18 protein-coding genes are annotated in these 21,250 nt (G+C 63.9%); 8 read left to right on the top strand and 10 right to left on the bottom strand.

Annotation, left to right across the window (positions count from 1 at the left end; genetic code table 11):
* The first annotated feature begins 34 nt into the window (after positions 1–34).
* Entirely contained in the window at positions 35–2,275 is a 2,241-nt protein-coding gene (locus tag GGR38_RS00290) for a S9 family peptidase (protein ID WP_183621589.1), read from the top strand.
* 83 nt (positions 2,276–2,358) lie between these two features.
* Positions 2,359–3,384, top strand: coding sequence for an aspartate-semialdehyde dehydrogenase (locus tag GGR38_RS00285; RefSeq protein WP_183621587.1), 1,026 nt, complete (start codon positions 2,359–2,361; stop codon positions 3,382–3,384).
* Positions 3,385–3,459: 75 nt separating this feature from the next.
* Here the strand turns inward: GGR38_RS00285 and GGR38_RS00280 are convergent, their stop codons facing one another.
* A complete protein-coding gene (locus tag GGR38_RS00280) occupies positions 3,460–4,110 on the bottom strand; it encodes a hypothetical protein (RefSeq protein ID WP_183621585.1) in 651 nt (216 codons plus the stop codon).
* A 219-nt stretch (positions 4,111–4,329) separates the two neighbouring features.
* On the opposite strand from GGR38_RS00280, the gene GGR38_RS00275 reads away from it, so the two are divergent.
* Both GGR38_RS00275 and GGR38_RS00270 read left to right on the top strand, forming a co-directional pair.
* Positions 4,330–4,632: an EF-hand domain-containing protein gene (locus GGR38_RS00275; protein ID WP_183621583.1), complete on the top strand. Its 303-nt coding sequence runs from the start codon at positions 4,330–4,332 to the stop codon at positions 4,630–4,632.
* Positions 4,633–4,813: 181 nt separating this feature from the next.
* On the top strand, positions 4,814–5,593 hold the full coding sequence (locus GGR38_RS00270; RefSeq protein WP_183622300.1) for an alpha/beta fold hydrolase: 780 nt from the start codon (positions 4,814–4,816) through the stop codon (positions 5,591–5,593).
* Here the strand turns inward: GGR38_RS00270 and GGR38_RS24510 are convergent.
* The 7 genes from GGR38_RS24510 to GGR38_RS00235 all read right to left on the bottom strand — a co-directional run bounded on the left by GGR38_RS24510 (position 5,583) and on the right by GGR38_RS00235 (position 12,647).
* Positions 5,583–6,344: a TonB family protein gene (locus GGR38_RS24510; RefSeq protein ID WP_183621581.1), complete on the bottom strand. Its 762-nt coding sequence runs from the start codon at positions 6,342–6,344 to the stop codon at positions 5,583–5,585. The two genes, GGR38_RS00270 and GGR38_RS24510, sit on opposite strands and share 11 nt — an antisense overlap.
* 95 nt (positions 6,345–6,439) lie before the next feature.
* The gene (locus GGR38_RS00260; protein ID WP_246404146.1) at positions 6,440–7,399 is read right to left on the bottom strand and encodes an FAD:protein FMN transferase; all 960 of its coding nucleotides are present in this window, start codon (positions 7,397–7,399) and stop codon (positions 6,440–6,442) included.
* Positions 7,400–7,428: 29 nt separating this feature from the next.
* The gene (locus GGR38_RS00255; protein WP_246404145.1) at positions 7,429–8,406 is read right to left on the bottom strand and encodes a DUF4198 domain-containing protein; all 978 of its coding nucleotides are present in this window, start codon (positions 8,404–8,406) and stop codon (positions 7,429–7,431) included.
* A gap of 56 nt (positions 8,407–8,462) precedes the next feature.
* Complete coding sequence (locus tag GGR38_RS00250; RefSeq protein ID WP_183621579.1) at positions 8,463–8,939, bottom strand: DUF2271 domain-containing protein; 477 nt, start codon at positions 8,937–8,939, stop codon at positions 8,463–8,465.
* 11 nt (positions 8,940–8,950) lie between these two features.
* The gene (locus GGR38_RS00245; RefSeq protein ID WP_183621578.1) at positions 8,951–9,574 is read right to left on the bottom strand and encodes a PepSY-associated TM helix domain-containing protein; all 624 of its coding nucleotides are present in this window, start codon (positions 9,572–9,574) and stop codon (positions 8,951–8,953) included.
* Positions 9,571–10,305, bottom strand: coding sequence for a tetratricopeptide repeat protein (locus GGR38_RS00240; protein ID WP_183621576.1), 735 nt, complete (start codon positions 10,303–10,305; stop codon positions 9,571–9,573). Before GGR38_RS00240 ends, GGR38_RS00245 begins: the two co-directional genes overlap by 4 nt.
* A 2-nt stretch (positions 10,306–10,307) precedes the next feature.
* Positions 10,308–12,647 carry a TonB-dependent receptor gene (locus GGR38_RS00235; protein ID WP_183621574.1) on the bottom strand — a complete coding sequence of 780 codons (2,340 nt, stop codon included), beginning with the start codon at positions 12,645–12,647 and terminating at the stop codon, positions 10,308–10,310.
* Between the two features lie 305 nt (positions 12,648–12,952).
* Here GGR38_RS00235 and GGR38_RS00230 point away from each other — a divergent pair, with 305 nt between their 5' ends.
* Entirely contained in the window at positions 12,953–14,212 is a 1,260-nt protein-coding gene (locus tag GGR38_RS00230; protein WP_281379332.1) for an HD-GYP domain-containing protein, read from the top strand.
* A 5-nt stretch (positions 14,213–14,217) separates the two neighbouring features.
* Here GGR38_RS00230 and GGR38_RS00225 read toward each other — a convergent pair whose 3' ends face one another.
* Positions 14,218–15,129, bottom strand: coding sequence for a LysR family transcriptional regulator (locus GGR38_RS00225; RefSeq protein ID WP_183621572.1), 912 nt, complete (start codon positions 15,127–15,129; stop codon positions 14,218–14,220).
* Positions 15,130–15,256: 127 nt separating this feature from the next.
* On the opposite strand from GGR38_RS00225, the gene GGR38_RS00220 reads away from it, so the two are divergent.
* From GGR38_RS00220 to GGR38_RS00210, 3 genes are all read left to right on the top strand, one after another.
* Positions 15,257–16,768, top strand: a complete 1,512-nt coding sequence (locus GGR38_RS00220; RefSeq protein ID WP_183621570.1) for an amidohydrolase family protein — start codon at positions 15,257–15,259, stop codon at positions 16,766–16,768.
* Positions 16,769–16,878: 110 nt separating this feature from the next.
* Entirely contained in the window at positions 16,879–19,275 is a 2,397-nt protein-coding gene (locus GGR38_RS00215) for a TonB-dependent siderophore receptor (RefSeq protein WP_246404144.1), read from the top strand.
* A 48-nt stretch (positions 19,276–19,323) separates the two neighbouring features.
* Entirely contained in the window at positions 19,324–20,460 is a 1,137-nt protein-coding gene (locus tag GGR38_RS00210; protein ID WP_246404143.1) for a purine nucleoside permease, read from the top strand.
* Here GGR38_RS00210 and GGR38_RS00205 read toward each other — a convergent pair.
* Positions 20,457–21,194 carry an enoyl-CoA hydratase/isomerase family protein gene (locus GGR38_RS00205; protein ID WP_183621566.1) on the bottom strand — a complete coding sequence of 246 codons (738 nt, stop codon included), beginning with the start codon at positions 21,192–21,194 and terminating at the stop codon, positions 20,457–20,459. The genes GGR38_RS00210 and GGR38_RS00205 overlap by 4 nt on opposite strands.
* Positions 21,195–21,250 lie beyond the last annotated feature (56 nt).

Here is a 21,250-nt window from a genome sequence, read left to right as displayed (position 1 = left end):
TCCATCCTTGCTCTGACAGGTATCCTTCCTTGCCATGCGCTTTCCCGCTCTCCTGCTTGCCGCAGCCATGCTTGTGCCTGCGCCCTTTGCCTTTGCGCAGGGGGCGGCTGTGAACGCGCCGGTGAATCAGAACCTGTCTTTCGAGCGCGTGTTCGCCAGCCCTTCGCTCAACGGCCCTGCGCCGCGCGGGGTCAAGCTGTCGCCTGACGGGCGCTATCTGACGCTGCTGCGCAACCGGGCCGATGACCGCGAGCGTTATGACCTGTGGGGCTATGACCGCCAGAGCGGGCAATGGCGGATGTTGGTCGATTCGGAAAAGCTGTCCTCGGGCCGCGCCTTATCCGAAGCGGAAAAGATGCAGCGCGAGCGGCAGCGGATCGGCGATCTCAAGGGCATCGTCACCTATAGCTGGGCGGCCGATGGCAAGAGCGTGCTGGTGCCTCTGGATGGCGAATTGCTGCTGGCCGGGCTGGATGGCTCGGTGCGCAAGGTTGAAGGGGCGGGGGCCGATGCGCTCAATCCGCGTCTCAGCCCTAAGGGCGGTTTCGTCTCCTTTGTCCGCGATCGCCGCCTGTGGGTGGTGCCGGTCAATGGCGGCGCCCCGCGTGCGATCACGCCGGTGGAAGCCAGCCAGACCGTCCATTGGGGCGAGGCTGAATTTGTCGCGCAAGAGGAAATGGCCCGCCTGACCGGCGCATGGTGGTCGGGCGATGACAAGCATGTGGCGGTGGAACGCTTCGATGAAGCCCATGTCGGCATCGTTACCCGCGCGGCCATCGGCGCAACCGGCACCAAGACTTTCGACCAGCGCTATCCGGCGGCGGGTACGCCCAATGCCGAAGTGTCGCTCTATGTCGTCAGCCCCGATGGCGGCGCCCCGGTCAAGGTTGATCTTGGCGCTGACCCTGACATCTATCTGGCGCGCGTCGATTGGGCGCCCGATGGCAAGGCGCTCTATGTTCAGCGCGAGGACCGGGCGCAGACCCGCCTCGACATGCTGCGGGTCGATCCGGCCACGGGGCGCTCGGAGGTGTTGTTCAGCGAGACGGCGCGGCCCAAGAGCTGGATCAACCTCACCGACAATTACCGTTTCCTGCGCGACGGCAGCCTGATCTGGTGGAGCGAGCGCGATGGTTTCGGCCATCTCTATCGGTTTGCCAATGGTCAATGGCGGCAGCTCACGCATGGGCGCTGGATGGTCACCTCGCTGGACGGCGTGGATGAGAAGGGCGGCAAGGTCTTTTTCACCGCCACGAAGGACGATGTGCTGGCCCATCAGGTCTATGCGCTGGATTACAACCATCCGGGCGAACCGAAGCGCCTGAGTGATCCGGCCTATATGAACAGCGCGACGATGGATCGTGCCGGGCAAACGCTGGTCATCACCCGCAGCGCGCAGAATCAGCCTGCCCAGACCTATCTGGCCGATGGCGCGGGCAAGCGCATCGCATGGGTTGAGGAAAACCGCGTGGATGCGGGTCATCCCTACGCGCCCTTCCTTGCCGCCCATCGCGCACCCACTTTCGGCACGATCAAGGCGCAGGACGGCAGCGATCTGCACTGGAAGATGATTACGCCGGTGATGGAGCCGGGCAAGCGCTATCCGGTGTTCTTTGAGCATTATGGCGGCCCCCATGTGCAGGTGGTCAACAAGGGCTGGTCGGGCGCGCTGGCGCAGGCGATCGTTGCGCGCGGCTATATCTATTTTGAGATCGACAACCGGGGCAGCGCCAACCGTGGCGTCGATTACGAAAGCCAGATCTGGCAGGCGATGGGCACGGTGGAAGTGGCCGACCAGATCGCCGGGGCCGATTACCTCAAGAGCCTGCCTTTCGTGGACGCGCATAAGATCGCCACCTATGGCTGGTCCTATGGCGGCTACATGACGCTCAAGATGCTGGAGGCGCATCCGGGCGCCTTTGCCGCCGGGATCTCCGGCGCGCCGGTGACCAAGTGGGAATTGTATGACACCCACTATACCGAGCGTTACATGGGCGATCCGCGTAAGGTCGCGGGGGCCTATAAGGCCGCCAATGCCATCGACAAATCCGATGCGATCCGCGATCCGCTTTTGCTGATCCACGGGCTTTCGGATGACAATGTGGTGTTTGAAAATTCCTCGGCGCTGATCGCCAAGATGCAGAACGAGGCAACGCCTTTTGAAATGATGCTGTATCCCGGTCATACCCACCGCGTGGGCGGGCCCAAGGTCAGCGTCCATCTCTGGAACACGATTTTCGCTTTCCTGGCACGGCATGGAGTGACGCCGCCGTAATTCTCTAGCCAGTTGTTGTAATGCGGCTTTGCGTCTCAGGCCGCGTGAAACAGGTCCCTTTATGGGCCGCAGGAGTGAGTAACATGGGTTATCGGGTTGTCGTCGTTGGCGCCACGGGCAATGTGGGCCGCGAAATGCTCAACATCCTTGCCGAGCGTGAATTCCCCATCGACGAACTGGCGGCGGTCGCTTCGTCGCGTTCGCAGGGCACCGAGATCGATTTCGGCGAAACCGGCAAGAAGCTGAAGGTTCAGAATATTGAGCACTTCGACTTCACCGGCTGGGACATCGCCCTGTTTGCCGCAGGTTCGGCGCCGACCAAGATCTATGCCCCCAAGGCCGCTTCGCAGGGCTGCGTGGTGATCGACAACTCGTCGCTCTATCGCATGGACCCGGACGTTCCGCTGATCGTGCCCGAAGTGAACCCGGACGCCATCGACGGCTATACCAAGCGCAACATCATCGCCAACCCCAACTGCTCGACCGCGCAGATGGTTGTGGCCCTCAAGCCGCTGCACGACAAGGCGAAGATCAAGCGCGTCGTGGTCGCCACCTATCAGTCGGTGTCGGGCGCGGGCAAGGAAGGCATGGACGAGCTGTTCGAACAGAGCCGCGCGATCTTTGTCGGCGATCCGGTCGAGGCCAAGAAGTTCACCAAGCAGATCGCCTTCAACGTGATCCCGCACATCGACGTCTTCCTGGATGATGGTTACACCAAGGAAGAATGGAAGATGGTGGCCGAAACCAAGAAGATCCTTGATCCCAAGATCAAGCTGACGGCAACCTGCGTGCGCGTGCCGGTGTTCATCGGCCACTCCGAAGCGCTGAACATCGAATTCGAAAACGAGATCAGCGCACAGGAAGCTCAGGACATCCTGCGCGAAGCCCCCGGCGTGATGCTGGTCGATAAGCGCGAGAACGGTGGCTATATCACCCCGGTCGAATGCGTGGGCGATTTCGCCACCTTCATCAGCCGCGTGCGTGAAGACTCGACGGTCGACAACGGCCTGTCGCTGTGGTGCGTTTCGGACAACCTGCGCAAGGGCGCGGCCCTGAACGCGGTGCAGATCGCCGAACTGCTGGGCCGCCGTCACCTTAAGAAGGGCTGATCGGCGCGCCATTGATGGCAAAACAAAAGGGTGGGGCAGGCAAAACCTGTCCCACCCTTTTTGCATTTGCAGGGTTTAATTCACCCGCTGGGTCACGGTGGTGGTGGTCGAGGTAGCGGCGGGAACCGGCTTCTTGACGACGCGCGTCCTGACCACCTTCTTGGCGGCCACCCGGCCCGTATTCTGCGTGGTCACCGTGGTTTCCATGGCGGGCTTTTGCTCCATGGCGGCCTGAGCGTTGGCGCGCGCTGCTGCGGCATCCTGCTGGGCGGTCTGCGCGGTTTGCTCGGCATTCGCGGCGCGCTCATTGGCGGCGGCAACCTGCTGGGCGGCTGCCTGTTGCGAAGCCTCGCTGGCCTGCTGCTGGGCAATGGCGGCATCGGTCTTGGCCGCCTCGACACGGGCGGCGGTGCGCTCGGCCTTAATGCGCTGGGCCTGACCAAGGTTGGCATCGGCTATCATTGCGGCATGATTGGCGGTCTCGATCGCCTCTTCCTTGCGGCCTGCCGACAGATCCTCGCGCGCATCGGCCAGAGCCTGCTTGGCCTTGGCCTGATCTACCGCCAGCAAAGTGTCCGCGCCCGCCGTATCGGCGGCGCTGATCTTGGCCTCGGCCACGGCGATGGCCTTTTTCGCACGATCGGCCTTGCCCTCGGCCATCGCCGGGCCGCTCCATGTCACGGCCAACATGGTGGCGGCGAGCAGCGTGCTGTGAAGGGTCTTCATGGGTCTACTCCTCTCGAACATGGACCATGCCCAAGGAAGAGTCCGGCGAGGCGATGGTTCCACGCGACGAGGCGAGCCGCCCGCGCAGTCCGATCCAGCTTTGTACGAAATGCCCGAAATTGCCCGATAAAAGCATGAGCAGAATTGCGCATACCGGACGCCTGTCCGAAAAGCTAGGCCGCGCGGCGCGGGGGTGGGGACTTTCGCATAGGAGGAGTTATGAATATCCGTTTTGGCCTCGCCGCCGTGGTTTTGGCCCTTGCCGGCGCCACGCAGGCCAATGCCGCTGCTGCCGGTGACACGGCGCTGGCCGAAATCCTGCCCCATGTGCCGCGCGATGCCGATGGCAAGGTCACCCGCGAAGCCTTCGTCGCCTATATGGAAACCGCCTTTGACCGCGCCGATACCGCCAAGAGCGGCCAGATCGACCCGACCCGGCTGAAGCGCGCCGGCGCGGCGCGCGTCTGTTCGCCCATGTTCGGCCCGCGTTATGTGCCCGGCGCCTCGCTGACGGGCTGCTGAAACAGACGACAGATCATGCAGGGCGGGCGCTTTACCCGCCCTGTTTCCTTTCGCGCCATTGGAGCGCCTTTCCTTGATCCACGAATATTTTCAGGCATCGGCCGGCACAAGCCGCTTGCCCCTTTGGCTTTTCCGCGCCTATCGCGATCTCCTTGCCCATTCGCCCGAAGAGGATGTCGTCATGCCCGAAACAGTCACCACCAGCTATTTTCGCGGTTGGGCGGGAACGCGGCTGGCGCTCCATCGCATGGGGCCTGCATCGGGAGGGAGCGGACGGCCTTTGCTGCTGTTTCACGGGCTGTTTTCATCGGCGGCGATCAACTGGGTCAAATATGGCCATGCCGAGCGTCTGGCGCAGGCCGGGTTCGAGGTCATCATGCCTGATCTGCGCGCCCATGGCATGAGCGAGGCGCCCCATGACGCCACCGCCTATCCTGAGGACGTGCTGGTCACCGACGCGCTGATGCTGGTGCGCGAACTGGGGTTTGAGCCGGGCGAGTTCGATCTGGGCGGTTTCTCGCTCGGCTCGCGCACGGCCACGCGCGCGGTGCTGGCGGGGCTGGAGCCGCGCCGGTTGATCCTTGCGGGCATGGGGCTGGAAGGATTGGCGGGATGGGCGCGGCGCAGCGCCTTTTTCCTCGACGCCATCGCGCGTTACGGCACGATCAAGCATGGTGATCCGGCCTATGTGGCCCAGCAGTTCATGAAGGCGCAAAAGGTCGATCTGCGCGCCGCACAATTGCTGCTGCAATCGGTGGACGATACGCCGCCCTCGGATCTGGCGGGCATCACCATGCCCACGCTGGTGGTCTGCGGCGCCATCGATCAGGACAATGGCAGCGCCCCGCGCCTGGCCCAGACCTTGCCCGATGCGCGCTATGCCGAAATCCCCGGCACGCATATGAGCAGCGTGACCCAGAAGGAACTGGGCCAGCAGATGGTCGAATTTCTTACTTCTTGAGCCCGAAAGGGATTTTCAGGAAACCGCGCAGCATCACCGCCTCGCCGCCGCGCATCATCGGGGTCCAGCGCCATTTGCGCACAGCCTCCAGCGCGGCCTTGTCGAGGCGGGGAAAGCCGCTGCTGTTGGCCACGGTGATTTCCGCCACCCGCCCATCGGTGCCGACCAGCAGGCCCAGCGTCACCGTGCCTTCTTCCATATTCCGCCGCGATTCCAGCGGATAGGACGGCGGCGTGAAGGAGAGGATCCGCGCGCCCAGATCGCCGACCTCAGCCGGACCCGCAGGCGCCTTGGGCGCGGCGGCCACCGGGGCAGGGGCGGGGGGAGCAGGCGGCGCGGGTGGCTGCGCGGCCGCTTCCTGACCCACGGCAATCGCCACGGCCAGCGGCGGGGTGGGGGCGTCAGGCTGCGGCTGGGCCACGGCTTGCGGCAATTGCGGCATGTCGACCGTCTTGGCCACCGGCTTGCTCTCGGGCGTTGAGGGCGGCGGCGGGGCGGTCAGGTCCATCGTCACGACATGATGTTCGCGCTTGGCATGGGGGGCGACATTCATCCACACCATCGCGGAAAACAGCGCGCCGACCGCCAGCGCCGAGGCCAGCATCGCGCCGCCGCGCGGGCGTTGCGATTGCTGGGCATAGCGGGCGCTGGGAATGAAGGGAGCGTTGGGAGCAAGGCTGACCGCCGCCGCAGGAGCAAAGCTGAGTCGCGTATCCCCGTAATGGGCGGAAAACTCGGCTTCGTCAGTCACTCGGAAGGCGTACATGGAATGCCTCGCAGGGTCGTTAATGCTCGCTATTGCTAACGATTAGCAAAAGGAGGCTGTCCCGGCAAGGCTTATTGCATCTAATTCGCAATCAGATCGTTCAGCGCCGCGCTCAACACCTCGGCCCCGTCTTCCATCACCCAGCGCACCGCAAGCCCCCGCCGATCCGCCATTTCCCGGCCCCGATCCGGCCCCGACACGCTCAACGCGCTGGCCCAGCCATCGGCGATCATCGCTTGGGGATGGATCACGCTGCACGCCAGCACGCCATTATGCGCCGGACGCCCGGTGGCCGGATCAAGATTATGCCCGCCGCGAACATAGGTGCCCGACGTCGCCACCGCCAGACCATGCAGCGCGATTCGCAAGGGAGCCAGACCTGCCGGATTTTCCAGATCGACCCACCATGGCTGGCCATCGCTCTGCACGCCCCAGCCGGACAATTCGCCGCCAACCTCGACCAGCCCATGCCGCACGCCCATTGCCCGCAGCATCGCGGCCAGCGCATCCACAGCATAGCCCTTGGCAATGCCCGAAAGATCGAGCGCCACGCCGCCCGGCTGGCGCAACCGCCCCGCCGCGCCATCCCATGCCAGACGCAAAACATCGCAGAAGGGGCGCAGCGCGGCCACTTCATCATCACCGGGGGGCGTTGCCACCTGCCCGGGCGGACCAAAGCCCCAGCGATCTACCAGCCGCCCCATCGCCGGGCTGAACGCGCCTCCGCTGGCCTGCGCCAGATCGAGCGAGGCCTCGATCACATGGGCGAAATCGGGCGAGAGCGAGGCCCATTCGCCGCCGGGTAAATTGTTGAAAAGGCAAAGCTCACTGTCGGCCTGCCAATGGCTCATCTGGCGCACCAGATCATCGAGCCGCGCGGCAATAGCCCCGTGCAAATCATCGCCCGCCCAAACTGCGCGAACCCGCCAGACCGTCCCCATGGTCTGACCCGAAAGCGCCACCACGGGCGCCTTCGGGTCCAGACCGCACAGGGCATCGCCATCAATGACCGAGGGCAGGGCGACACGCACCTGCGCCATCCCTGTTGCTGGCCCCGCCCCCGTCATCATCAGGGCGCCATCACCTCGACCGTGGCGGTATAGGTCATGCGGCGCTCGGTGGCGCGCGGGGTGGCGGGGTGGTTGTCGGTGGCGCTGATAGTCATCCAATACATGCCCGCGCCGGTCCACTTGACGGTGGCCACGCCATTGGCATCGGTGATGACATCATAGCCACCCTCGGCGTCGCGATAGCGCTTGCCGCCTGGAATGACCGTCAGCTTGAGGCCCTTGGCGGGCTTGCCGTCGATCAGGAAGCGGAACTTGCCCGGCTCGTTTGACACCAGATCGTCGGGATGGGTGACGGGATCGAATTCCAGCCCCTTGCCGGTGGGCTTGAACAGGGTTGTGGTGGGCGCGCCGCGCGTGACGAAGATCTCGTTGCGGCTGATCGCTTCGGTCAGTTTGAGATCGGTGGCATTGGCCGGAATGGCATCGAGCGCCACGGTTTCCACCGGAGCGCCGCCCGGACCACCGGGACCGCGACCCTCACCGCCCGGACCACCGGGCCCGCGTCCTTCACCAGCCGGACCGCCGGGGCCACGGCCTTCACCACCGGGACCACCGGGACCACCGGGACCCATCGCGCCCGCAGGCGGACCGGGGCGGCGGCCAACGCGTTTTTCGACGCCATCGACCTTGAAGCTGCCCATCACGTTAAAGCCCTCGGTGCCGATCTTCCATGTGCCCGGCTGGGTCAGGTGAACGTCGAAACTGCTGCGATAGCGGGCGGTGACGCCATGCTCGATCTTGCCCGGCGTGCCGTCGGGCGCGGTCACTTTGACCTGCGCCAATTGCATCGGGAAATGGTCGGGGAAGAACAGGTCGTTCGACACGGCGGCATCGACGCCGGCCCAGGGATCTTCGTCCGAATAATTGGTGGCGACCGGCAGCAGCCACTGGCGATGCGCCCAAGCCGTGATCGGCAGTGCAAGGGCAGAAGCACCGGCCAGCAGGGCAAGCGACTTGAAAATCATCTTTTTGGCCATGGGGAGGCTCCTTGATGTTTTGGGGGCAGGAAGGGAGGTCAGGAAAGCGTGGGGGATCAGGGGAGGGTGACGGCGACCGCGCCGATTTCGCCGGTTCCAGCCGATTTGCCGCCGGTCTTGGCCATGGTGAAGGGCACGCTGACCAGTTCACGGCCGCCGGTTTCGCGCGCGGCCTCGACCTTGAGCGTATAGGCGCCGGGCTTCAGGTCGGCCGGCAAGGGGATCGTGTGGTGGCCCGGCGCGCGGGTGGCGCCCGAAATGCCCGCAGGCGGGGTGCCGATGTTGCGCCCGGCCACGCGCCACCATCCGCGCAGGTCCGAGAGCCATTTCGTGCCCGGATCGCCGCGATGGTCGGCGTCATACCAGATGGCGACGGTGCGTGGCTGGATGCCCGCCCCCTCGATCCAGATGGCGACATAGGGGCGGTGATATTCGGCAACGGGCAGGCGCGGCAGGTCGATCGAGATCGAACCGGCCATCGCCGCGCCCGGCGCCAAGGCCAGAACAGGGGCAAGCAGGGAGGAGGGTTTCATCAAATCTTCCTTCAGGGAACAAGGAAATGGATAAGCAGCAGCGGGGCGATCAGACCCAACCCCACCAGGGGCCATGTCGAACGGCGGCGCTTGGAATGGAGGTGCAGCAGCAGCAGGCCGGTGAGCGTGAAGACCACGCAGGCCACCGCGAAAATGTCGAGGAACCACACCCACGGGCCGCCCGCATTGCGCCCCTTGTGCAGATCATTGGCCAGCGAGAGCAGGCCACGGTCGGTCATTTCCGCCGTGATCGCGCCATCGGCCGGGTTGATCGAAACAAAGCCGTCGCCGCCCGGACGGGGCAGGTTGACCGTGATTGCATCCTCGGCCCATTCGGCATCGCGGCCCGAAACATCGATATGGACGGCCTGTTCGACCGCGCTGGCCACGGGCGCAGGCAGGGGGCCGGTGGTGGCATGATGCGCGCGCAGCAGAACCAGCGCGCCTGCCGACAATTGCCCATTGCGATCCACCACGACCGGCTGGGCGGCAAAGGCGCCCGCATGGTTCAGCGTGATCCCGGTGATCGCGAAAAACAGCATGCCGATCAGCGAGATCGCCGCGCTGATCCAGTGCCATGTGTGGAACTGGCGCTGCCACCATTGTTTGGCCGCGCCATTCTTCTTCTTGCTCATGCCGGGGTCATGTCCGTCGATAAAATCTGGTCGGCAAACCGGCGCAGGCTTTCTTCCTCGCGCCTGATCAGCCATTGGGCCATCTGATGGCGGAACCGGGCATGGCCAAGGCGCGCGGCCTCGGCAAGCCAGCGCTGCGCCACTTCCAATCGCCCATGCGCTATTTCCATTCGGGCATGGTTGAAGCAGCCGCGAAAATCACCGCCCTCGGCCGCGCGGGCATAGTGATAGGCGGCGATGTTCAGATTGACCGGAACTTCCCAGCCGTCCTCGTGGAACGACCCGATCATGTTTTGCGACTTGGCATGGCCCATCGCGGCCGCGCGGCGGAACAGGTCCAGCGCGCGCGCGCAATCCTGCTCAACACCACGCCCAAGGGTGAGCGCGGTGGCGTAATTGTAGAGGCCCCAGACATCGCCCTTGTCGGAGGCGGCGGCAAACCATGATGCGGCAAGGCGCGGGGTCTGATCCACGCCCCAGCCCTGATCGAGGCAGCGGCCCACCATGTTCATCGCGGGGGCCAGACCCGATTGGGCGGCCTGAACGAACCAGCGGAACGCGCCCTGAGGGTCGGTGTCCACACCATGCCCATCCAGCAGGCATTGCCCGTAATGCAGCGCGGCGAGCCGGTCGCCGCCTTGCGCCGCATCAAACAGCGCAGCGGCGGCGCCGGCGGGGTCCCCCGCCAGCACCGCCCGCCACTCTTCCACCGATAGCGGGGAATGGCTCATGCTCAATACTTCAGGCTCAGGCTGGCCAGCAGGGTGCGGCCTGCCGCCTGATGGGCATAGTGGCTGGTATAGGCCTGATCGTAATACAGTTTGTTGGTCAGGTTGAGCGCCGAGAGCTTGACGCCGACATGATCGGTCAACTGATACGAGGCATTGGCGTCAAAGCGCCAGTAGGAAGGCACATAGACCGCGCGCACCGTGGCGGCCGTGCTGCCATAGCTGTATCCGCCATAGACCTTGGACATATAGATCGCGCCGCCGCCGATCGTGAACTTGGGCGTGACCTTATAGGTGGTGTTGAGCGTGAAGCTGTCGAGCGGCGTGTTGGGCGCGCGCTTGCCGGTGGTGGCCGATGTGACATAGACCCCGGCGACCAGCGTCGAGCCGCTGTTGAGCATGACCGAGGGCATATGCGCCCAGCCGCCGAACAGGCTCCACTTGTCGGTGACATTGCCGCTGACGCCCAGCTCGATGCCGCGCACGCGCTTGTCGCCGATGAAGGTGGCGGCGCCCGAGTCGCTCGTCACGCGCAGATTGGTGGTGCGCGTCTGGAACACCGCCAGCGAGACCGAGAGGTTCTCGTCAAACAGGTTCCACTTGGTGCCCGCTTCATAGGTGGTGGTCTTTTGCACCTTGAGGCTGTTGGGGTCCAGGTTCGCCGTGGTCAGCGTATTGTCTTCGGTGCCCTGGGCCAGGAACGTGCCCGGAGCAACGGCCGAGGTCGAGGTGCTAATATAGAAGCTGCCGTTCGGGCGGGGCTTGTAAACCAGACCGGCCTGATAGGTGAACAGGTTGTCCACCCGGCGCTGCCACGTGCGGGCGGCGGTGAAGGGGACGGCCACGGCCGCGCTGGCATGGGTCAGATAGCGGTCATAGCGCCCGCCAAGGTTGAGCAGCAGCTTGTCGGTCAGCGTAATCGTGTCGAACGCATAGGCCGACAGCGTCGTCCAGTCGGCAAAGGTCATCGAGGCGGTGCCCGCCTTTACAACGCTGCCGGTCCAGGGGTCGAGCGGGTTGGGGTTCGATGCGCTGGTGCAGATATAGTTGCTGCCGGTGGTGGCGGTGGCGCAGGCTTGGGCGGCGGCGATGGCGGTGCCGCTGGTGTCGGCGTAATAATTGCCGATGGCCGACTTCTGCCAGTTATATTCAAGGCCCGCGGCAAACGAGTGCTGGATGCCGCCGGTGTTGAACTTGCCCGACAGATCAAGCTGTTCGACCAGACCGTCCTGCGTGCTGTAGCGCGCGTTGGAACGGCGCGCGATCGTGCCATAGGTATAGAGGTTGCCGCGCGAATCGTCGGGCTGGGTCCAGAGATAGTTCTGTTCGGTGTTGGTATAGCGCAGCGTGTTGCGCAGCTTCAGATCCTTGGCCAGTTGCGTTTCAAACCGCGCGCCAAAGCCGTCAGTGTTGGTGGTGCGGAAATCGCGGTCGGTCAGGCCGTAGAACGTGCCGCGGCTGCGCTGGACCGTGCCACCGCTGGCGGTGGTGAAGGCCGAGGTGCCCAGCGGGGCGATTTCGGTGTAGCCAGCGGGCAGCGAGGTGGCGATGCGCGTATAGGGGATGCCCTGATCGGGCAGCTCGCTCGACTGCATGTGATAGAAGTCGAGCGTCAGGCTGGTGGGGCCGGTCATGCCGATTTTCAGCGAGGGCGCGATGCCCCAGCGGCGCTGCCACACATAGTCGCGGCCCGCCACGCCCTGATCGTGATACATGGCGGCAACGCGCGCGCCGACGAAATCGCTGATCGGCTGGTTGATGTCCAGCGTGAAGCGCTTGTAATCCTTGGTGCCATAGGAAGCGTCAGCATTGATGAAGCGACGCTTTTCCGGGCGCTTGGACACGATGTTGATCGAACCGCCCGCATTGCCTGAACCATTGGTGATGCCGTCCGAACCCTTGGTGATTTCGATGGCTTCAACCGCGAATGTTTCGCGGCTGGTGGCGGCAATATCACGCACACCGTCCAGATAGATCGAGTTCTGGCTGTCCGAGCCGCGCAGGAAGGGGCGGTCGCCCAGCGGATTGCCGCCTTCGCCAGCCCCCAGCGTGATGCCCGGCACCGTGCGCAGCGCTTCGGCCAGCGTGGTCGAAGACGTGTCCTCCAGCACCTGACGCGTCACCACCGTGATCGAGCGGGGGGTGTCGACCAGATCGGCGGTTGCCTTGGGCGAGGACTGGCGCTCGGTCTTATAGGTGCCGCCCGTGACGGCGGTGTCGGTGACGGCAAAGCTGCCCAGATCGGCCTGCTGGGGGGTCTTTTCGGCGGCCAGCGCGGGATTGGCAATGGCCGGTGCGATCAGCGATGCGGCGCCGAGCAGAAGGGGTTTGCTGCCGGAGGTCATGGGCTTTCCTTATTGCGATTAAGTTGCAAGAGCCTATTGAGCAAATGCGAATGCGTTGCAATAGGAAAAATGAATAAAAATTCATGGCCTTTTCCCTCAATCAGGCCCGCGCGAAATTTAAACCGGCGATAACCAGCGCCGCCCGCGCTCTGGGCGAAAATCGCAAGGATTCAGCCCGATTCCCGCTCTTTTTCTGTGGGGCTGGCCAAGGGATTTTGCCTAGATCCCGACGCTTTGGATTTTAGAAATTTGCCGCCAATTGCAGGGGTTCGCGTCGTAACTCAGACAAAAGCCTGCACAGACCCATGCTCAAACGGATTGACCCCCATAACGCGCAACTTGGTATGTTCATCCACAAGCTGGAGGGCAACTGGTTCAGCCATCCCTTCTGGCGCGGCCGCTTTTTGCTGACCGACGAGGACCGACTCGCGCGGCTGCGTGCCAGCGATGTGGCCGCAGTGATCATCGACACGGAGCGCGGATGCGATGTGGAGGATGGCGAGCCGGTGGCGTTCATGGCGCCCATCACACCCCGGCGGCGGCGTCAGATGCTGCTGGAGGAACAGAAGGCCGCCCAGCGCCAGCCCAACGCGCTGACCCCGCGCAGCATGGCGCGCGAATTTGGCCGCGCCGAACAGGTGGCCGACATGGGCGTCAAGGTCATCTCGCGCGCCTTTATCGAGGCGCGGCTGGGCAAGGCGATCCAGCCCGAGGTGGTGGCCCCTGTGGTCGAAGCGGTGTTCGCCTCGGTCCAGCGCTATCCCCATGCCTTCAACGGGCTGATGCGGTGCAAGCGCGATATGGAATATCTGTTCCGCCATGCGCTGGCGACGGCGGCGCTGATGATCTCGCTGGGGCGCCAGATGAAGCTGACGCATGAACAGATGCATGATGCGGGCCTTGTCGGCCTGTTGATGGACAGCGGCATTGCGCTGCTGCCCGTGCCTGATGGGTGGCAGGGCGATTGGCGGGATTTGCCCGAGCGGGCGGTGCGCGAGCATGTGTTGTTCGGGCGCGATTTCGTGGCGACGGGCGGTTTTGACGAAGCGGTCGTGCGCGCCTGCTATGAGCATCACGAGCGGATGGACGGCACGGGCTATCCCGAAGGCGTGGCGGGCGAGGGGATCAGCCTGCTGGGCCGGATGGCGGCGATCTGCGATACCTATGACGATCTGGCCAATCCGTTTGACGGGGATGGCGTGTCCGACCCGGCCCGCGTGATCGAGATGATGCAGGGCGATGCGGGGGCGTATGATCCCGATATTCTGCGCGAGTTCATTGTTGCGGTGGGGGTCTATCCGGTGGGGTCGATCGTGCTGCTGGCCTCGCATCGGCTGGCGATGGTGGTGGACCAAAACCCCGACGATCCGGCCATGCCCACCGTGCGCTGCTTCTATTCGCTTAAACTGGGCCGGGCGGTGGCGCAGGAGACGGTCGATCTGGGCAATTGCTACGGCAAGGACCGCATCGTGGGCGCGGCCGACAGCGCGCTGCTTGCGCAGGCCAATCTGCCCAATCTGAGCCAGATGCGGATGAAATTGCTGGCGGCGGCCTGCGCTGGATAAACGCGCTATTCCTGATAGGCCAGTGCGGCAAACCCCTGCTGGATTTCGCCCAGCACCAGATCGGCGGCGTAGGACAGCGTGCGCGATGTGGCCGTGGTCATGGCCAGCACCAGAGGTTTCAGGATCGGATCGGCCAGAGGGGTAAAACAGAGCGTTCCGGCGCGCACCTCGCTGGCCACATCGACCCATGACAGGACGCCCACGCCGACACCTTCCTGCACCAGACTGGCGATCATCTGGATATTGTCGGATGTGAAGATGCGGTTGAGCGGCACCTGCGCCGCGCCTTGCAGAACGGCCACCTGATCGTGAACCGCCAGAGGCCGCGCGGGCAGGATGATGGGCAGATCGGCGGCCATTGAAAAGCGCGCGCGTGGCAATTGCGAAATCGGGTGTCCGGGCAGGCTGATGAAGCCCAGCGGCACTTCGGCAAAGGCCCGCACGGTCAGATCGCGGATCGATTGCGGTTCAAAACCGATGCCGAAATCGACATCGCCATCGGCCACTGCATCGCGCATCGCCGCACTGTCCAGGATGCGCAGCGCCACCGTGATGCCCGGATAGCGCCGGTGCAGCGCACACAGGACCTGTGGGATATAGCCCTTGGTCAGCGCATGGATGACGGCAATCTCGACATGGCCGCGTTTCAGCCCGCGCAGATCCTCGATCCGCGCCCGCGCATCGGCCAGCGATTTCTGCCAGTTGCCGCCCGCCGCCATCATGATCTCGCCCGCCGCCGTCAGGCGCAGGCCCGAGGGCAGGCGTTCGAACAGGGGCATACCGATCTCGGCCTCGGCGTTCAGGATTTGCCGGTCGATGGCCGAGGCCGAGACGTGCAATTCATCGGCCGCTTTGCGGATCGAGCCGGTGCGGCCCACCACCATGAAATAGCGCAGGAAACGGGAAAAGGCGGGCATGGGATAGCTCCATAAGGGTGCGCTCATTTTTGCAACGCTGCGTCTGAATCATTGCGTTTGATTGTTGCAGGTCAAGCCCTAAATTCACCGCCGAAGGGGTCAGGGGACCCTTTGACGGGGACCAATCTTGAACATTTCCGGTGGCAGGCGGCGGTTGGGCGCCTCGACCTTGCGTATGCGCCGGTCTTTGGGTCTTTGCATGCTGGCCGGGGCCGCGCTCCTCCCTCACGCGGTTCTGGCCGGAACCACCGCCGCCCGCGCCAATTCCTCTCCGGGGCGCGAGGCGGCGGTGGCGCAGATGATGGCGCGCGCGGCGCAGAGCCCGACCGAATTGCGCGTGTTTTTGCGCGCCATGCCCAAGGGCGGCGATCTGCATAATCACCTGTCGGGGGCGATCTGGGCGGAGGATTATCTGCTCTGGGCGGCGCAAGCGGGCTTTTGCGCCACCGCCGATGGGCTGAGCGTCGAGCCGCCCCCGCCGGGCGGATGCGCGAGCGAACGCCGGATCGAGCGCCGCGACGGGCAGGAATCGCCTTCCTATGCGCGGCTGGTCGACAGTTTTTCGACGCGCGGCTGGCAGGCGGGCGTGGGGCGCAATGAGCGCTCTGGCCATGCGCAATTCTTTCAGACCTTTGCCCGCTTTGCCCCGATCGCTGCCATCTCGACCGCGCCCATGCTGGCCTCGGTGCGCCGCCATGCCGCGCTGGACCGGGTAAGCTATCTGGAGCTGGATCACAACACCAACGCCTTTTCGCAGGCCATCATGGCGGCGGGCGATGGGCCGATGGGCGAGGGCGATATTGCCGACACCTTCGAGGCTGATCGCGCCTTGATCGAGCCTTTGCTGGCGCGGGCCAGCGCGGAATTGACCGGTGATGAGGCGGCGGCGGCCAAGGCCATGCAATGCGCCACGCCGCAGGCCGAAGCCGGATGCCGGGTGCGGGTGCATTATCTGTTTCAGGCCTTGCGGGCGCTGCCGCCGCGCATGGTGTTTCGCTCGCTGGTGGCCGCTTTCATGATGGCCGACCAGGATCCCCGCTTTGTCGGCATCAACATCGTCATGCCCGAAGATCACCCGCTGGCCCTGCGCGATTACCCGCTGCATATGGCGATGATCCGCTTTCTGGCGGCGCGCTATCCGCGCGTTCATCGCACGCTGCACGCGGGCGAATTGGGCGCAACGCAGGTGCCGCCCCTCCATCGCACCGACCATATCGCACAGGCCATTGCGGCGGGCGCCCAGCGCATCGGCCATGGCGTCGATATTGCCGGTGAGGAACATGCCGCCGCCACCATGGCGCACATGGCCCGCGAAGGCATTGCGGTGGAAATCAACCTGACCAGCAATGATGTGATCCTTGGCGTAAAGGGCGAAGCGCATCCGCTGGGGCTTTATCGACGCCATGGCGTGCCTTTCGTCATCAGCACCGATGATGCGGGCGTTTTGCGCGGCGACATGACGGGCGAATATGTCCGCGCCGTGCGCGAACAGGGGCTGACCTATCGCGATCTCAAACAGGCTTCGCGCAACAGTCTGACCTATTCCTTCATGCCGCCTGATGAAAAGGCGGCGGCGCTGGCCGCGCTGGACCGGGAATGGGACGTGTTCGAGCGGGATCGGGTGGCCGGGGCGCCATGAAGCCTATCAGCAAAAAATAAGCCGAACAGGCATGGGCAAGAGGACAGGGAACAATCACGGGGCGGGCGGCGAAGGGTCGCGGCCGGTCATCAAACATGGGGGCATGTATAATGAAATATCAGGAAAAATTACGGCTGCGCCGCGTGACTTTGGCGGCAGTACTGCTGACGGGATCGGTGCTTTCAACGAGTGCCTTTGCCGCCGACGAACCGGCCGAGGAAAAGAAGGAAATCGTCGTGCAGGGCTCGCTGGGCGCGTTGCCTTTGAAGGATGTCGGCACGATCTTTGGCTTCAACAAGAATTTGGTGGAAACGCCCCGTTCGGCCTCGACCATTTCCAAGGAGCAGATGGAGCGTTTCGGCGCGACCGAGATCTATGACCTTGTGGCGCAATCGCCGGGCGTGTTCACCAACTCGTTCTTTGGCGTGGGCGGGGCGCTCGATATTCGCGGCACGCCGGGCGAAATCTATTTCCGGGGCATGCGCCGTCTGGACAATCCGGGCAATTATCCCACCCCGCTGGGCGCTTCGGACCGGATCGACATCGTGCGCGGGCCTTCTTCGCCGATTTATGGCCCTTCCAAGACCGGCGGCTATATGAATTTCGTGCCCAAATCGGCGCGCGCGGGCAAGGGCAAGTTCCTTGACCATGCCGAGGGCGAGGTGAATTACACCGGCGGCAGCTGGAGCAAGAATGTGCTTTCCGCCTCGATCCGTGGTCCGGGCAAGCTTGGCTCGAAGGAATTCGGCTACAGCCTCTATGGCGAGGTTGAGGACAGCGGCTCCTATTACAACAATATGGGGACCAAGCAGACGATCCTTCAGGCCAGTTTTGAAATGGACCTGACCCCCACGCTGCGCTTCGAATTCGGCGGCATGTATCACAATTACAAGGGCCAGCAGAATGGCGGCTGGAACCGCCTGACGCAGGCGCTGGTCAACAATGGCACCTATATCACCGGCACGGCCAAGCCGCTCGACACCAATGGCGACGGCCTGATCCAGGCCAGCGAATTTACCAGCGTGGGCAATTTCAATCCCTTCTTCGTCAATCCGGCCAGCGCCACCAATGCCAGCTTTGCCGCCTATCCCTGGCTGGCGCTCAACAATGTCGGCACCGCCACGCTCAGCCGCAAGAATGTGCTGACCGGGCCGAATGACAAGCTGTGGAACAAGGCGATTACGCTGTATGCGGATCTGATCTGGAACCCGTCCGACACGCTGGAGATCAAGAACCAGCTTTTCTATGACGGCTATGACAATCTGAACGAGAACGCTTATGGTTTCTCGCAATTTCACAATTCCTATGTGATCGAGGACAAGATCGTCGCCACCGGTTCGGTGGAGAACAGCGCGGGCAAGTTCCAGCTCCAGCTCAGCCCCTCGGTGCGCTATACCGATTTCCTGCATGGCGATGATTTCACGTTTGAATATTTCCACCGCGTCGATCTGACGCAGGGCTATACCGCGCTTTCGGCCCGCCGCCTGTCGCTTGAGTGCAATTGCGATTACACCAATTACACGCGCGGCTATTACACCGATGCGGCCTTTGCGGCGCTGGCCGATCTCGATTTCAAATTCGGTCTCGATGTCACGCTGGGCGCGCGCTATGACAGCATTAACGTGCGCACCAGCAATGACCTGAGCAAGCTGCGCGTGCCGGCGGGCGTCACGCCTTCGGCCTCGGCGACCAATGGCATGTGGAGCTGGACCGCCAGTGCCAATTACAAGCTGCCCTTCGGCCTTGTGCCCTATGGCACGGTGTCGCGCCAATCGACGGTGATCGCCGGACAGGGCGCGGAAATCTACACCTCCAACGTGCTGGGCAATGCATGGACCACCGCTTCGCGCATGTGGGAGGCCGGAATCAAGGGTTCGTGGCTGGGCGGGCGCCTCTATGCCGCGATCGACACCTATAACCAGAAGCGCACCGATTTCTCGATCCAGTCCTCGACCGTCAACCAGTCGGTCGAAACACGCGGCATCGAGGCCGAAGTGCGCTGGTCGGTGGACAAGCACCTGCTGATCTCGGGCAATTACACCAAGACCAAGGTGTATAACCTGTCCTTCCTGAATGCGGGCAGCACGTTCAGCTTTCTGGGCATCGAGGACTTGAAGGGCGTTGATCCGGCGCTGATCCTTGGCGGTCAGCCGGGCGGGTTGATTTCGACCAATACGATGGAAAAGTCGCGCCGCGCAGGGATCCCGACCAACACTTATTCGGCCACGGCCACCTATGCTTTCGACAATGGCCTCGCCTTTGCCGTCAGCGCTTCGGCCTTCGATTCGGTGTTCTCGGGCCAGTCGCAGGCGGTGCGCCTGCCCGCCTATACGCTGGTCGATCTCTCGGCCAGCTATAAGACCGGGCCTTGGCTGTTCCGCGTGGTGGTGAAGAACGCCACCGATGCGACCTATTTCCGCGCCAATTTCACCGAATTGTTCGGCTCGACCATCGTCCTGCCGGAAAAGCCCCGTAGCGTGCAGGGTTCGGTGGTTTACAAGTTCTGATGATGGGGCGGGGCGTTCAGGCGCCCCGTCCGTTTAGGGAAGTGATTTATGGTAATGGCCCGTTACAAGGCTTTGTTTCTGGCGCTGATGGCTGGATTGGCGGGGCCGGTGTCGGCGGCTCCTATGTCTCCCCGCGCCGCTTTGGCCGCGATTGCCAAATGCGCGCCCGCCGCGCCCTGCGCCGCGCATCTGCCGGTGCGGGTGGTGGTGGTCACGCTGTTTGAAATCGGCAAGGATGAGGGCGACCGGCCCGGCGAGTTTCAGCTCTGGAAGGAACGGGCAAAGCTGACCCAGCGGATCCCTTTCCCGCAGGGCTATCACGACCTTTACTACAACCCGGATACGCAGGTTCTGGGCATTGTGACGGGCATGGGCAATATCAAGTCGGCGACCGCCGCGCTGGCGCTGGGGCTGGATCAGCGGCTCGATCTGTCGAAGGCCTATTGGCTGGTGGCGGGCATCGCGGGCATTGATCCGGCGGCTGGCTCTGCGGGCAGCGCGGCCTGGGCGCGCTATCTGGTCGATGGCGATATGGCGCATGAGATTGATGCGCGTGAAATTCCGGCTGGCTGGAAATATGGCTATTTCCCGATCCATGGTTCGACCAAGGTGGAAGGCGACCCGTTGGCGGGGCCCGCGCCGGTGGCGGCCAATGGCGAGATGTTCGCGCTTAACGCCGGTCTTGCCCAATGGGCTTATGGGCTGACCAAGGATTTGAACCTGCCCGATGATGCCTCGATTGCCGCTCAGCGCGAGCTGTACAAGGATTTCCCGGCGGCCCAGATGCCGCCCCACGTGATGATGGGCGATCAACTGGCCGCGATGACCTATTGGCATGGCGAGAAGATGACCCAATGGGGCCGCGATTGGGTCAAATACTGGACCAATGGCAAGGGCACTTTCGTCACCTCGGCGATGGAGGAGACGGGGATCATCCAGAGCCTCGAATATCTGACCAAGGTGGGCCGGGCGGATCGCAATCGGGTGATGGTGCTGCGCGCGGGGTCGAATTTCACCATGCCGCCGCCGGGCATGGGGGCGGCGGAAAACATGGCGCGCGAGAATGCGGGCTATTCGGGCATGACCGCCGCGCTGGAGGCGCTCTATGCCGCCGGGTCAAAGGTGGTGGGGGAAATCACCACGCATTGGCCTCGCTATGAAAAATCCGCGCCCTCGGCCCCTTAATTCTTGCGTTTGAAAAATGCCTCGGCGCGGGCGGCGAAATCCGTCCCGTCGAAGGCTGATGCGAACAGGGCCAGCGAGGCTTCGTCCTCCTGCCTTTGTCCGGCGATCACCCGCGCGATGGTGTGCAATGTGGCGGCATGGGTGAAGGCGGAATTGGCGGTGATGGCGCGCAAGGCCTCATGCGCGCTTTCGGCGATCTCCTCGATCAACCCGATGCGCAGAGCCTCCTCCGCCCCGACCAACTGGCCGGTCAGCATCAGCCGCCGAGCCTGACCCGGCCCGACCAGATCGACCAGCAGCCCTGTATCATGCAGCGGATAGGCCAGCCCCAGCCGCGCGGGCGTAATGCCGAAACGCGCGCGCGCCGTGGCCACCCGCATATGGCAGGCCAGAATCAGCCCGCATCCCCCGCCAATTGCATCGCCATCGATCATCGCCACCAAGGGTTTGGGGCATTGCGCCAGCGCCGATTGCGCCGCGTTGATCGCGCTCTGCGTTGCGGCGCGCAGCGCCAGATCCTCGCGCGCGGCCAACATTTCGGCAATATCCGCGCCCGCGCAAAACAGGCCCGGCGTGGCGGAGGTCAGGACAATCGCGCGCACATCCGCGTCATCCACCGCCTGCGCCAGCAAGTCGGGCAGCGCCTGCCACATGGCAAGGTTCATCGCATTATGGCGTTCGGGGCGGTCGATCATCAGGCGCGCGATGGCGCCTTCTTTGTCCAGTCTCAGCATGGGCGCCTCTTACCCGATGCCGCGCCCCGGCAACAGCGCGCCTATGGTCGCAGCGC

Origin of the sequence: Novosphingobium sediminicola, from assembly GCF_014196525.1 — a bacterium.
In the GTDB taxonomy this organism is placed as follows: domain Bacteria; phylum Pseudomonadota; class Alphaproteobacteria; order Sphingomonadales; family Sphingomonadaceae; genus Novosphingobium; species Novosphingobium sediminicola.
This window is presented reverse-complemented; position numbering and strand designations above follow the sequence as displayed.

Bases quoted from the DNA above. Each gene is read 5' to 3' on its own strand.
- GGR38_RS00280 (WP_183621585.1), bottom strand. From the start codon at position 4,110: ATGAAGACCCTTCACAGCACGCTGCTCGCCGCCACCATGTTGGCCGTG.
- GGR38_RS00210 (WP_246404143.1), top strand. From the start codon at position 19,324: ATGGTAATGGCCCGTTACAAGGCTTTGTTTCTGGCGCTGATGGCTGGA.
- GGR38_RS00215 (WP_246404144.1), top strand. From the start codon at position 16,879: ATGAAATATCAGGAAAAATTACGGCTGCGCCGCGTGACTTTGGCGGCA.
- GGR38_RS00225 (WP_183621572.1), bottom strand. From the start codon at position 15,129: ATGCCCGCCTTTTCCCGTTTCCTGCGCTATTTCATGGTGGTGGGCCGC.
- GGR38_RS00235 (WP_183621574.1), bottom strand. From the start codon at position 12,647: ATGACCTCCGGCAGCAAACCCCTTCTGCTCGGCGCCGCATCGCTGATC.
- GGR38_RS00260 (WP_246404146.1), bottom strand. From the start codon at position 7,399: ATGGCGCAGGTGCGTGTCGCCCTGCCCTCGGTCATTGATGGCGATGCC.
- GGR38_RS00285 (WP_183621587.1), top strand. From the start codon at position 2,359: ATGGGTTATCGGGTTGTCGTCGTTGGCGCCACGGGCAATGTGGGCCGC.
- GGR38_RS00290 (WP_183621589.1), top strand. From the start codon at position 35: ATGCGCTTTCCCGCTCTCCTGCTTGCCGCAGCCATGCTTGTGCCTGCG.
- GGR38_RS00240 (WP_183621576.1), bottom strand. From the start codon at position 10,305: ATGAGCCATTCCCCGCTATCGGTGGAAGAGTGGCGGGCGGTGCTGGCG.
- GGR38_RS00230 (WP_281379332.1), top strand. From the start codon at position 12,953: ATGCTCAAACGGATTGACCCCCATAACGCGCAACTTGGTATGTTCATC.
- GGR38_RS00275 (WP_183621583.1), top strand. From the start codon at position 4,330: ATGAATATCCGTTTTGGCCTCGCCGCCGTGGTTTTGGCCCTTGCCGGC.
- GGR38_RS00205 (WP_183621566.1), bottom strand. From the start codon at position 21,194: ATGCTGAGACTGGACAAAGAAGGCGCCATCGCGCGCCTGATGATCGAC.
- GGR38_RS00245 (WP_183621578.1), bottom strand. From the start codon at position 9,574: ATGAGCAAGAAGAAGAATGGCGCGGCCAAACAATGGTGGCAGCGCCAG.
- GGR38_RS00270 (WP_183622300.1), top strand. From the start codon at position 4,814: ATGCCCGAAACAGTCACCACCAGCTATTTTCGCGGTTGGGCGGGAACG.
- GGR38_RS00250 (WP_183621579.1), bottom strand. From the start codon at position 8,939: ATGAAACCCTCCTCCCTGCTTGCCCCTGTTCTGGCCTTGGCGCCGGGC.
- GGR38_RS00255 (WP_246404145.1), bottom strand. From the start codon at position 8,406: ATGGCCAAAAAGATGATTTTCAAGTCGCTTGCCCTGCTGGCCGGTGCT.